This window comes from Niallia yueguangensis (genome assembly GCF_052663115.1).
In genome coordinates, this window is sequence record NZ_JBQTCX010000024.1 from 16,002 (window position 1) to 28,955 (window position 12,954).

Annotated in this window: 13 protein-coding genes; 12 read left to right on the forward strand and 1 reads right to left on the reverse strand. The window is 34.3% G+C overall.

The annotated features are described in order from the left end of the window. Window positions 1–294 precede the first annotated feature (294 nt). The 8 genes from ACTYA4_RS18165 to yqgO all read left to right on the forward strand — a co-directional run bounded on the left by ACTYA4_RS18165 (window position 295) and on the right by yqgO (window position 7,084). A complete protein-coding gene (locus ACTYA4_RS18165; RefSeq protein ID WP_443480143.1) occupies window positions 295–984 on the forward strand; it encodes a DUF4912 domain-containing protein in 690 nt (229 codons plus the stop codon). Beyond that, window positions 981–3,434, forward strand: a complete 2,454-nt coding sequence (locus ACTYA4_RS18170; protein WP_443480142.1) for a glycosyltransferase family 4 protein — start codon at window positions 981–983, stop codon at window positions 3,432–3,434. Before ACTYA4_RS18165 ends, ACTYA4_RS18170 begins: the two co-directional genes overlap by 4 nt. Before the next feature lie 75 nt (window positions 3,435–3,509). Beyond that, window positions 3,510–4,139, forward strand: a complete 630-nt coding sequence (locus tag ACTYA4_RS18175; RefSeq protein ID WP_443480141.1) for a hypothetical protein — start codon at window positions 3,510–3,512, stop codon at window positions 4,137–4,139. 237 nt (window positions 4,140–4,376) lie between these two features. After that, complete coding sequence (rpmG, locus tag ACTYA4_RS18180; protein WP_101175018.1) at window positions 4,377–4,526, forward strand: 50S ribosomal protein L33; 150 nt, start codon at window positions 4,377–4,379, stop codon at window positions 4,524–4,526. Window positions 4,527–4,905: 379 nt separating this feature from the next. Next, window positions 4,906–5,388: an RRXRR domain-containing protein gene (locus ACTYA4_RS18185; protein WP_443480140.1), complete on the forward strand. Its 483-nt coding sequence runs from the start codon at window positions 4,906–4,908 to the stop codon at window positions 5,386–5,388. Continuing rightward, window positions 5,370–6,140, forward strand: a complete 771-nt coding sequence (locus ACTYA4_RS18190; RefSeq protein WP_443480139.1) for an HNH endonuclease — start codon at window positions 5,370–5,372, stop codon at window positions 6,138–6,140. The genes ACTYA4_RS18185 and ACTYA4_RS18190 overlap by 19 nt, the downstream gene beginning before the upstream one ends. 85 nt (window positions 6,141–6,225) lie before the next feature. Next, window positions 6,226–6,792, forward strand: coding sequence for a 5-formyltetrahydrofolate cyclo-ligase (locus ACTYA4_RS18195; protein ID WP_443480138.1), 567 nt, complete (start codon window positions 6,226–6,228; stop codon window positions 6,790–6,792). 100 nt (window positions 6,793–6,892) lie between these two features. Further along, entirely contained in the window at window positions 6,893–7,084 is a 192-nt protein-coding gene (gene yqgO, locus ACTYA4_RS18200; protein WP_443480137.1) for a protein YqgO, read from the forward strand. Between the two features lie 468 nt (window positions 7,085–7,552). Here the strand turns inward: yqgO and ACTYA4_RS18205 are convergent, their stop codons facing one another. Beyond that, the gene (locus tag ACTYA4_RS18205; protein WP_443480136.1) at window positions 7,553–8,425 is read right to left on the reverse strand and encodes a hypothetical protein; all 873 of its coding nucleotides are present in this window, start codon (window positions 8,423–8,425) and stop codon (window positions 7,553–7,555) included. Between the two features lie 223 nt (window positions 8,426–8,648). Here ACTYA4_RS18205 and ACTYA4_RS18210 point away from each other — a divergent pair, with 223 nt between their 5' ends. The 4 genes from ACTYA4_RS18210 (at window position 8,649) to ACTYA4_RS18225 (ending at window position 12,876) form a co-directional block, all read left to right on the forward strand. Continuing rightward, window positions 8,649–8,855, forward strand: coding sequence for a YqgQ family protein (locus ACTYA4_RS18210; protein WP_443480135.1), 207 nt, complete (start codon window positions 8,649–8,651; stop codon window positions 8,853–8,855). Between the two features lie 14 nt (window positions 8,856–8,869). Then, the gene (locus tag ACTYA4_RS18215) at window positions 8,870–9,838 is read left to right on the forward strand and encodes an ROK family glucokinase (protein WP_443480134.1); all 969 of its coding nucleotides are present in this window, start codon (window positions 8,870–8,872) and stop codon (window positions 9,836–9,838) included. Window positions 9,839–10,217: 379 nt separating this feature from the next. After that, window positions 10,218–11,405: a M14 family metallopeptidase gene (locus ACTYA4_RS18220; RefSeq protein WP_443480173.1), complete on the forward strand. Its 1,188-nt coding sequence runs from the start codon at window positions 10,218–10,220 to the stop codon at window positions 11,403–11,405. Between the two features lie 343 nt (window positions 11,406–11,748). Then, window positions 11,749–12,876, forward strand: a complete 1,128-nt coding sequence (locus ACTYA4_RS18225) for a YqgU-like beta propeller domain-containing protein (RefSeq protein ID WP_443480133.1) — start codon at window positions 11,749–11,751, stop codon at window positions 12,874–12,876. Window positions 12,877–12,954: the final 78 nt, after the last annotated feature.

Genomic DNA, 12,954 nt, shown 5'->3' on the forward strand with positions numbered 1-12,954 from the left:
TATTACGAAAATTGCCGTAGAAACAAAAAAATGTCGTTTAACACGCATATTTTTCGTTCTCTTGTGTCGAATGAAAGCCTTTTAAAAGAGGAAAAACATGGAGAAAAAAATTTTTTCGTTCCAAAAGACTAATGAACAATATCGATAGCATGTTACGACAAAATATGTTCATTGTGACATCTGCTATTCAGTGATAACATAAAAGTATAAATAAAAACATAACAAATAAGATTCTAGAACAACAAAGTGAAAGGTTATTAACTAAAACTATACAGGAAAGGGGTGCTACTTTCATTGCTGGATGAAATCATCAAGTTAAGAAAAAAAGGACTTTCTTTTCGTAAAATTGCCAATGAACTAGAATCGACAGTCGGGAAAATTCAATATCAGTGGAATAAATACATGAAAAACAATCCTGAAGAGCAAAAGACCTTCAAACAAAATAAGGAGGAACAAAATGAACTATATATTTCTCCAATGGTAAGGACAAGCATTAATACGATGATGCGGAACAACGGAATGGAAGCGTGGTCAATATCAGCAACTAGTGTTTTTGTTTTCTGGAAAATCCCACAAGGAAAATGGGATATCCTTACTTCTTATTATGAAATAAACAGTAGCAATCGAACGGTTGTTTTAAAAATTAACGATATAACTAGTATTATTTACAATGGAAGCAACGCCCATTCCTCAAAACAAATAACATTAACGAATGGGGCAGATTATTTTGTCGTATCTGATTTAGCTCCTAATCGTAGTTATTGCTTTGAAATAGGTGTATTCGATCACTATCAAACCTTTTTGCCAGTTTTACAATCAAATCCTATTCAATTGCCAAGAACATCAAAAGCACATGTTGGAAATTTAGCTAAAGAAATGGAGAAATGGGTAGAAGGAAAAGTAATAATGCCAAATTGGATTGAACACGTTAGTACCTATAGTTATTATAAAATGGAAGAACGAAAGGATGTTGAAAAGAAATGAATTATTGTTATTTTCAAACGGTTGTATATGCTGATATTCCTTTCATTCAATTTTTTTCGATAAGTAAAGAAGACAGAAACAAAACATATGTAGCTTCCATTCAGTTTATTCGTTTTTTACAAGCTTTAGAACAACAAAACGGAAATTATCCGGTACAGTTGGCAATGCCCCCAACGTATTATGAAATTTTAGAGCTAACTAGCTTTCAAGAAGAGATGACTGAATTTTTAGAAAATAATCAACAGGAATATAAAGAAGAATACGAATATTGGCTAAAGTATCATAAACAATTAAACGAAACGATAAAAAAGCTAATGAAGAATAATAAATTGGACTTGCTTGCATGTCCCGCAACGTTTAGTACATTGCCAAATATCTCTACACAATCAGGATTTACTCTACAAATAGAAGCAGGATTAGCTATTTTGCAAAATCTGTTTGCATATCAGGCAAAAGGCTTTTGGTTTCCGCAAGGTCGTTATGCTCCAGGACTAGATTTATATTTAAATAAAGCTGGTATAAAGTTTAGTTTTATTCGTAATGAAACGATTTATTATAGTGATCCTGCCCCTTTAGAAGAAGGAACGGCAGTCGTATCCCCACATGATATCATATTTTTTCCAATTCAAGAGAATTTGTATGATTTATTAAATAATGACAACAAGCAAAAAGTAATGGTAGAAAAAGAAATGGTAGCATTAACAAATAAATACAATCATTATCGGCAGCAATCGGTCATCTCGCTAGTTATGGAATTAACAGCATATCATTTCCGAAAAAAAGAATTGGATAAACAGTTAACATACTTAATGGACGAAGGATTTGTTGTCCACATTTCTCCTAGTATGTATATAAAACAATTTAGTCAAGATCTCGATAAAGTGCATTTAAGTGCAAGTTTTTTACAAGAGATAAATGATATTGATATTGAAAGGTATGGAAAATATTATGCAGCAAGCTCTTTTATAGAAAAAGAACTGGAGCAATGGAAAAGGTTACAGCTGCCATCTAAAGCAATTAGAATAATAAAAGCGCTTGAAAAAGAATGGCTTTTTCTTACAGGACTACTATCTCCTGTTCTTGAAAAAAATAGGAATAAAATCGAAAATCATATAGAAGCAGCAGTGAAAATTTCTGAAAGTTTTCATAATCAATATGATGAAAACATGTTAATATCTAGAGAAGAACAATTCCCTGTATTAAATCATTCATTTAAAATAATGTCACAACGTGAAGTTAAGGTTGAACAAAACGGCAAAAAAAAGGTGTTATTATTATCTTGGGAGTATCCGCCAAATGTTGTTGGCGGTCTTGGAACACATGTTGCAGGATTATGTGAAAGTTTAATAAAAAAAGATTATGAAGTTCACCTAATAACAACTCAGGATATAAAGGCAGAACCGTATGACTGTAAAGAACGAGAAGGCTTATTCGTATATCGAGTTAAACCAATTTACAGTCTGGAAGCAAATTTTATTCATTGGATTGGTGGATTAAACATCAGTATGTGGAATAAAGGAATGGAGCTTGCAGCCTTTTATCCGTTTGATATAATACATGCCCATGATTGGCTTGTAGGAGCAGCAGCTATTTCGCTGCAAAAGGAGTTAAATATCCCGTTAGTTTCCACGATACATGCCACAGAGCATGGTAGAAACGGTGGCATTTATACAGAGATGCAAAGGTTTATTCATAATAAAGAAAAACATCTCATTGCATCCTCTCATTTAATTATTGTTTGCAGTGAATTTATGAAAGAAGAAGTAATGAATATTTTTCAAACAGAACGAGACAAAATAACGATAATTCCAAATGGGGTAAATGCACAAGCAATAAAAGATATTTCTATATCAACTATCCATGAGTTTTCCATTAATAAGCAAAAAAGAATTGTTTTTGCTATTGGCAGGCTTGTAAAAGAAAAGGGATTTGGGACATTATTAGAAGCAGCAAAAAGATTTAGACAAAAAAATTCGAATGTGTTTTTTGTCCTTGCCGGAGTAGGTCCTATGTACGATGAATATAAAAAATATATTGAAAAAAATAATTTGCAATCTACTGTATTGTTAACAGGATATTTACAAGAAGAGAAGAAAAGAGCCTTTTATCAATTAGCTGAAATTGCCGTTATTCCAAGTCATTATGAACCATTTGGCATTGTTGCATTAGAATCCCTTGTCTTTGCAAAACCAACCATCGTTTCCAATACGGGGGGATTAAAAGGGATAGTCGACCATAAAAAAACAGGGATTCTCATAGATCCTGGTAATGTTAATGATCTTATAGAAGCCATTCAGTTTTTGTTAGAGAATAAAAGAGAAGCAAAAGAGATCGGAAACAATGGAAGAAAGCTAGTAGAACAATTATTTAGTTGGAATCGCGTTGGAGATGAAACGAAAAGAGTATTCGACGAGCTGTTGATTCAAAATAAGATGAAAGAAAATGTTTAGAAACGAGTAGTATAGTCTTTAATGGAGGCAAGTTCTTTGTTGAAATAAAAATAACTAAAAAAAAGGTGAATAAGGATGAAAACAGAAGCTTATTTGCAATCAGATTACCAAAGTATGGAAAAAAAGTCTATTAGCGGGAGATTGGTTGGTACGATTGGCATTTGGCTAGATGGAAAAACATATTGGATTCAAAATGGATATGAAAAATTAATTCCTGAACAAGCTATCTCAGTCCATATCAAGCATGTTCCAAAACATTCAAAAATTCAATATAACGAAATTTTTGTAAGAAATCATTCAGTCTTGTCAAAACAGATGAAAGTTTTAATGTTAAATTATTATTCGAAACCTCTTGATGAGCAGTTAACCTTTGTTTCGCCAACAGATAATGTTATTTTTCATACTGTAAATAATCATTTATTTTTAGTGAACGGAGAAACCAGTAATGGCAGCAGAATAGAACAAAAAACGGTGCAGCCACTTTGGAATGTTCATACAGAGTTGATATGGAGCAATAATGCCAATGGAATCTTAAAGTATCAACCGATGGGAAAGGGAGCTTCTGTTAGTATATTCTCATTAAATTTGGAAATGAAACCACAATCAATAGCTAGTTGCAAAGCATGGACCATTCATGGAGCAGAAAAAAAAGAGCTGATGGATTTGAATCAATTACTAATAAAAAATCATACTAGCATTTCCTAACAAAAAGTGTTATCATATAAAAGTCGTATGCACGAACTAGATATAGTGTAGACCAAGTAATTTTAGCAGAAACTTTAGGCTGATCGAAAACGTTTGTCTTTCGAGGCGTGAAGCCTTGTGAGGAGCGGAGTTACCGTGGTTGGGTAATGAGCATCCGAGTAAGGAGAACAACGAAGAAAGCGAGCGTTTGTCGACAGCCTGGCGAACTAGTATAGCAATAGTTTGGAGGGAAATAACATGCGTGTAAACATTACGTTAGCTTGCACAGAATGTGGAGATCGTAACTACATTTCTAAAAAAAATAAACGAAATAATCCAGATCGTCTTGAGCTAAAAAAATATTGTTCAAGAGAAAAACGTACAACAACTCATCGCGAAACAAAATAAGCAGAGGGGATATCCCTTCTGTTTTTTTTGTGCACTATAGAGGCTCTTAATATTCATAGCTAGCTATTAGGGAGCTATCAACAGCTATTATTAAACCATAACAAATCGTAACATTTGGTTTGTCATGGAGGGTTGATTGCTTTCCAGCTTAAGTGAGTGAAGTCTCTCGAAAGAAAGATAGCACGTTGAACTACGTTGAAGGGGTTCGGTAAAAACACACCTGACGGTATGTATCCGATGAGATGTTCTTTCAGTCTCCTGATCTGTGAGTGTTGAGGAAGAAAGCTAACCTAGGTTATGGAAGCGAAACACCAAAAACACATGTCCGCCCTTTGACTTTAGCAAGAAGGAAAATACCCTATTTGGATGTTGGTCAGAGATGACTTCTTATTGCTTTGTATTGGATGTAAATGATCGCGCCCTGAGCCCTACAAAGGAAAAGAAAGGCTGGTATTTAATTCGAAAAAATCGAGCGAAACTAGTCAATAAGTTTCCAATGGTGATTCAATTATTAAAAGAGATTCCGCCTGAAAAAATAGACAAAACTCCGATTGTACTAGGCATTGATGATGGAGCTAAGTATACGGGAATTGCTTTGGTTCAAGATTACGCATCTAAAAACAAGCCCGTGTTCAAAGGGACAATCGAGCATAGACAAGATGTCAAAGACAAAATAGATGTAAGGCGAGGTCATAGAAAATACAGAAGATCGCATAAAAAATATCGAAAAAAACGATTCGATAATCGCTGTGCATCGAAAAGAAAAGGAAGAATTCCCCCTAGTATTAAACAAAAGAAAGAAGCCATACTTCGTGTCATCAAAAAATTAACGCAATGGTGCGAATGGATCACATTCATTTAGAGGATGTGCAAATCGATATCCGTGCATTAAGCGAAGGGAAAAAACTATACCGATGGCACTATCAAAAATCAAACCGTTTAGATGAACATTTACGGATCGCTGCCCTCATGCGTGATCAGTATACATGTCAAAGCTGTGGGAAAAACGATTGCAGGTTAGAGGTTCATCATATTACACCGAGACGTTTAAAAGGCGCGGATTCGATTTTAAATCTCATTACTTTGTGCAGCTCCTGCCATAACCAGATTAACGGGGAAGAAATGAACCATGCCGAACGATTTTATGCCCTCATTGATGGAAAAAAGATTGATTATAAAGCGGCTATGCATGTAATGCAAGGGAAAAAGCATTTGCGGACAGAACTAAAAAAAGTGGCTCTTTTAACACTCACAACCGGAGGAGACACAGCGAATAGACGGATTGATTGGAATATTGAAAAGAGTCACAGCAATGACGCCATTGTGACAACAAATTTAGAGGTCAATCCACATAAGTGTGAAATAAAGGACTGGGTTATAAAACCAATGCTTAGAAAGAGCAAAGCTAAAACAAAAGAAGTAGAAGGTTTTAAGCATCGAGATTATGTTTGTTATACCAAAAGAAATGGCGAAAAATATGTTGGTTTTATAACCGCTTTATACCCAGAAAGAAAACAGTTTAATATGACAACAATAGATGGGCAGATTCTGAAAAGATATGGGATAAAACCTTTAAAATTAATTTGGAGATTCAGCAAAATTTATTGGTATTAAAAAAACGACAAAAGGGAGGTGAATCCTGGTCAATTTAATATGTTTTGGTATGAATTGTTATACTTTAATATGACCAGGAATACTTGTGGAAGAGAAGAAAACGGCCTTACGAGAACAGCTAAAAGCGGAATTACAAACTATAAATAAAAATTTTCATGAACAGTTGTCACAGCAAATTGCAGAAAATTTATATAAAGATAGTAGTTTTATACAAGCAAATAGTATTGGCATCACGATTTCAAATTATCCGGAGGTCAATACATATTCCATTATTCGAACTTGCTGGCAACTAGGAAAAACGGTAAGTGTACCAAAATGTTTACCGAAAACGAAAGAAATGATTTTTCGGAAAATCGAGACATTTGAGCAATTAGAAAAAGTGTACAGCAACTTGTATGAACCGGTTGAACACATAACAGAAGCAACAGATCATCATGAGATGGATTTGCTGATTGTGCCTGGTCTTGCATATACAAAAAGCGGCTATCGAATCGGTTTTGGCGGTGGATATTATGATCGCTATTTGCAAAAATACAGCGGCATAACTGTTTCATTAGCTTTTCAAAAGCAAATAGTGGAAAAGCTTCCTATAGAACCACATGATCAGCCTGTTTCAAAAATTATCACAGAGAATAAGGTCTATAGTAAGTAAAAAGAGGAGAAGCCGTGCAGTTTCCTAGGAATTACGAAAGAAAAAATAATGGATAAAAAACATGTCATTTTCTCAAACTACTTGGTGGGAGGGATAAAAAATGTCAAGACTTTTTTCCATTATATTAATTGGATTAGGTGGATATGTTTTGATTAAAAAACGATATCGCATCATGAATATGGTCCTTAAAAACAGCTTGATAAGACAATATTTAATTAAGTTTGTCATGAATTTGCCTGGGATTCGAGATAAAATGATGAGCACCGTTTTTTCAAGACCAACAAGTTATTGAAAAACCTTGTTCAGGCTGTCGAAAAACGCCTGTCTTTTTTGCGAAGGTTGATTGTTGCTTTAAACTCGCAGCCTGAATACACTTCGCTTTCCGTGGGCGAGCGTCGAGCCTCCTCGTCGCATTCGCTCCTGTGGGGTCTCGTCTTTCTCGCATTCCCACAGGAGTCTTCGTGTATTCAGTCTGCTGAGTACTTCTTCTCCCATTTTTCAAGTGAAAAACAACAAACTTTGAGAAAACAGCTTTTTCACAATATCTACTTCTGATGAGGTTTATTTAAAAATGGTAATATAAGCCAGGCTTCGTAAATAAAAAGACAAGCTTGTCGTTCAGTCTGAAAGTAGGTTGAATTTGTACTTTAATCTTCATGATAACTAAATCTGAAGAGTTGAAAAAATAACTTCAATAAACTTTTTCAATCAACGATATTTTAAGATGCCCCTAATAAATATCGTTAAGGATGACAATGATTTACTGATTAGTTATTCTTTGTCGTAAAATAACAGATTCTCCATCTTTTGTTGTGAATTCGACAAGGAGATGATCTTTATTAATTAATATAGAAGGAATGGTGCTGCCTATCGGATCAACGATTGTCCCATCTTTTTTCCTAATTCCCAGGAAATAATTTTTGTATAATCCTTCCGTTAATTGTCCAATTATTTGAGCAGTTTTTTCTTTTGTAAATCCTTTAAATGGGAGATTATCATACTTGCTTAGATCAGTTAATAGTAAACGAATTGGATATTGATTCAACAATAATCGATTTTCTTTTACACCTTTATTAAAATAGTAGGTTATATAATGATTTGTTTCGGAATCCAATGTTTTTTTCCATTCTTTTTCTTCTCTTGATTGAGGAGTTTTGAAAGCTTTTGCTTTATTGTCAAATCGAGAATTAATTACATATAAAAAATCATCTGTTATTTTTTGCGAACTGAAAATCCGATCACTATCATCATGAATTTCTGCATAATGAAAGGAGATGGTTTTAAATAGTCTGCTTTCTTTTTCTACAACGCTCTTTCGTTCGGTTAATAGCATCGTATGTTGTTTCCATTCCCCCATCGTACTGACGAGCTTGCCATTTGCATACAATAAACTCATATGTTGTCTTAAATAAGCCCTTTTATTTAAATTAGATGTCGTTTCCCATAAAATACTATAATTATCGTTTTTTTGCTTTTCTAAAGTGATAGATGTTTCTGCAATAGGAAAAGACACTGTTGGGTCGATTGGAAAGTAAGTAATACTTTCTTTTGCAATTTGTTTTTGTTGAAAAATATAAAATATAGAAATAATAATAAGAAGACAAAAACTTAATAACATAAAATCTCGTTTCATTTTCATCACCACGATTGTTTTAATAAAGGACAAACAAAACTTTACATAGTATATGGCGGAAAAGCTTTATTCATGTCCAAAAAATATTTTTTTAATGGTCTTGCCAAGGCGTTTGCGCTTTTCTTATAATACCCTTGAGGAAAACAGGAAATTATCATATACTTGAATGAAAGCGATTTAATATCCGTGTTCATAAAATAATAGAATAAAATAGAGGGTAATAATGAAAAGTATTTATGATGTCCAACAATATTTAAAAAGCTATGGAACGATTATTTATACTGGTGATCGAATCGGTGACTTGGAATTAATGAAATCAGAATTGGAAGAAATATATCAATCTCAATTAATTGAAAAAAAAGACTTAGAGTCAGCGATATTTATCATAAATCAAAAAATTCAGCATTTAAAAGAAGAAAGAGAGAAGTAAGGGGAGAATAAATCATGACGGAAAACTGGGTAGTTGGTGTAGATTTAGGTGGTACTACTGTCAAAATCGCTTTTTTAACTTTGAACGGTGAAATTATTGAAAATTGGGAAATTCCGACTGATAATTCCGATGAAGGAAAAAATATTACAAAAGATATTGCAAAATCGGTTGAAGAACATTTGCAAAAATGGAATCATTCTAAATCAAATGTGTTAGGTGTTGGGATGGGGGCGCCTGGTCCTTTTGATTATAAAACAGGCGTTATTTATAATACCGTAAATTTAGGATGGCCAGATAATTTTCCGTTAAAGGAAAAGTTGGAAACAGAACTTGGTTTACCTGTTTCTATTGATAATGATGCGAATTGTGCTGCGTTAGGTGAAATGTGGAAAGGTGCTGGAGCTGGCTGCAAAGATTTAGTTTGTGTTACTTTAGGTACTGGTGTTGGCGGTGGTGTAATTATTAATGGCAATATTGTTCAAGGTACTAAAGGTGCAGCTGGAGAAATCGGCCATTTAACGTCTGAAATAGAAAACGGTGCTCCTTGTAATTGTGGTAAAACGGGCTGTTTAGAAACGATAGCATCTGCCACTGGGATTGTAAGATTAGCAAACGAAAAGCTTGCCGAGAAAACGATCAATAGTGAGCTTCGAGATGTATTAGCTCAAAATGGTAAGCTAACAGCAAAAGATGTGTTTGCTGCAACGAAAAATGGGGATAAAGTGGCAGACGAAGTCATTACATATGTTGCACTTCATTTAGGTTTAGTTTTAGCTAATATCGCTAATACACTTAATCCGGAAAAGATTGTATTAGGTGGAGGAGTTTCAAAGGCAGGAGACGTTTTGTTAACGCCTGTAAAAGAAAATTTCCAAAAGTTTTCTTTTAAAAGTGTTGTCGAATCGACGACTATTGATGTGGCAACACTTGGAAATGCAGCAGGTGTAATTGGTGCTGCCTGGTTGGCAAAAGGACAAAAATAATCATAAACTGTATATATATGATGTTTAGAAATGAGGATGCTTTGTAATCCTATGCTGTGCACTGAGAAACCTGCAGCTAAGATTGCAAGAAGCATCCTCTTTATAATAAATAAAAGAGCATAAGAAGTGACTGGGAATATTGGTATAAGTTTTCTGATTTATTCGAATATTAGGAAGTGTAAAATTTTTAACTTAGATAAGTGTCTAGCTCCGGCGCCTAGCCCCTGTGAAAGATAACCTCTTGTCTCTAAAAGTAAAGAGCACTTTTTGAGCCAAGAGAACATTTTTCTTCGGGGCTGAGCAAGTCGCCTGCGCTTTTCTTATGTATTTTTTCATTTCAGAAATCATAAATATGAAGGAATGGAAGGAGTGATTCATGTTGGAGATTAAAACGAGACTCGGAGACACTTTTTGGTATTATAGCCAACTTTTTATGATTCCATTAAACTTAATAATTGACAGCAATCCTTCAATAAATCCGAATACTATTATAACCGGTCAAACCGTTCATATTCCAGGTTTTCAAACACAAACGCTTCAAATAAAAAAAGGGGATACATTATGGAAAATTGCCGGTGCCAGAAATATATCGATTGATAGTATTTTATTATTAAACCAGCAAATAAATCCGAATCGATTAAAAATCGGGGATCCTATCGAAGTGCCCGAAAGAATCTTAAAAAAAATAGTGAATGGAAAAAAACGATATGATTATCAAGCATTGCAGGAAGATATAAAATCATTACAATCGAATTATCCTTTTATCACAATAAATACAATAGGAGAAAGTGTATTAGGGAATGCCATACAAGAAATCCGTTTAGGCAGGGGGAGCAAAAAGGTTCATATGAATGCTTCTTTCCATGCAAATGAGTGGATAACAACTTCAATAGTAATGTCTTATGTGAATGATTATTTATTATCCTTAACAAATGCAACAATGATAAAAGGAGTACAAACACTGCCTCTTTATCAAGCTGTTGACCTTTCTATTGTTCCAATGGTAAATCCTGATGGTGTAGATCTTGTCATAAACGGACCGCAAGACAGGGACCAAGAAAATGTAGTAGCAATAAATGGTGGCAGTAATGATTTTACGGGATGGAAAGCAAATATTCGTGGAGTCGATTTAAATAATCAATTTCCTGCAAAATGGGAAGTGGAAAAAGAACGGAAAAAACCGAAATCGCCTGCACCTAGAGATTATCCGGGAGATGCTCCATTAACAGAACCGGAAGCTAAAATAATGGCAAAGCTTGCTGAAAAAGAAAACTTTCAAACGATGCTTGCCTTTCACACGCAAGGGAAAGAATTTTATTGGGGTTATGAAGGGATGGAGCCGAAAGAATCACAAGCGATTGCAACTGAATTCGAGCGTGTCAGCGGTTATGAAGCAATTCAAAATATTGACAGCTTTGCAGGGTATAAAGATTGGTTTATTCAGGATGTGAAAAAATCAGGATTCACCATTGAGTTAGGAAAGGGGATTAATCCCTTGCCCTTATCACAATTTGATGAAATTTACCGAGATGCAATCGGTATCTTTTTAGCAGCTTTATATATGTGATCAAGAATTTTTCGTTTGGAAAAAAAGTAAAAAAAGATTGGCTGTTTTCGTATAGATTGTTGTTTTTAAACTTGCAGCCTGAATACACTTCGCTTTCCGTGGGCGAGCGTCGAGCCTCCTCGTCGCATACGCTCCTGTGGGGTCTCGTCTTTCTCGCATTCCCACAGGAGTCTACGTGTATTCAGTCTGCTGAGTACTTATTCTCCCATTTTTTCACGTAAATAACAACAAAATTTGAGAAAAGAACCAAAAGATTTTATGAAAGCCGTAAATTTTCGGCTTTTTTGTGTTACTATTCATTATAGTGTGCATAGCAAAAGGCTATATAAAAGGGTGTGAAAAAATGTTTTACCTTTTAAAGAAAAAATCGGATGTTTTTCTTCTGCTTTTTCTTATTTTCACACTTGTACTATCTGGATGTTCTCCTAAACAGAAAGTAACAACGAGTCAAGAAGAGGAAAAAGACATACCGAAAAAAGAACAGAAAGAAAAGCCGCTTCTTCCGCCTGCAAAGATAATAAAAGGTGAGTTTGTTCAAGTTGCAGGATGGCTAAGTGATAAGAACATCGCCTATATTGCAAAGGTAGAAAATGGCTATCAACTATATGCCTATGAGCTTTTTACTGGAGAATATTCAAAGCTGTTTCAAACAAAGTCAGAAATGGTGAACGTTAAAATTAGCCCGAATTTAGAGAGGATATTAATTTATACAGCTACATCCGATGATGCTGGAGAAATAACGATCATTGATAATAGCGGGAAGCAGCTTTATACAACATCTCTTGCAAGTTACGATGCTGATTTTGTTTGGAATCCATATAATGAGATGGAACTATTTGTTTCGACTTTTACAGATGACTGGAAAAGTGATGTATATTTGTTATCGCTTTCACAAAAACAACTAATCCCATTGCAGGGCATGAATCCATTTTCTCAATGGCTTCAAAAAGAGGAGCTTGCCTATTTAGACTGGGAAAAGGATGATACTTCCTTTCATGCTCCGATTAAAACAAAAAATTTACAAACTAAAAATGAAACCGTTTATAACTTAGATGATGTTTATTCTATGCATGTATTTGAAAGATTGGTGTTAACGATTTCGACAGATCCACAAAATATTGAAAATGCTGTTTATACTTTTTATCAGCATGACTTTCACAAAACTAGCAGCTTTACGATTCCACATTTATCAAAGTTTGCCGATTGGCTTGTTCCGTTTTTTGATTTAAAGGATGATGCTTTTTATACGTTTATCCCGAAAAAAAGCGGCCATGCGGAGTCCTATAATGAAGGGTTTGATTTTATTTCGATTGATTCGAAAACGGGATTGCGAAAAAAAATAGTACAGCAGCCTATAGACAACCAGCCAATACAGCTATCTCCAAATAATGACTGGTGTTTGTATGGGCACTATCAAGAAAAGATGATAAATGTAAAAACAGGAGAGATTATTTCTTTGTCAAATAATTGATGTTTTATAAAATGGTTAATTAGAAGATGAAGCCCAATGAACACCAGAGATATCATAAAATAGGACCCTTTCTTTTTT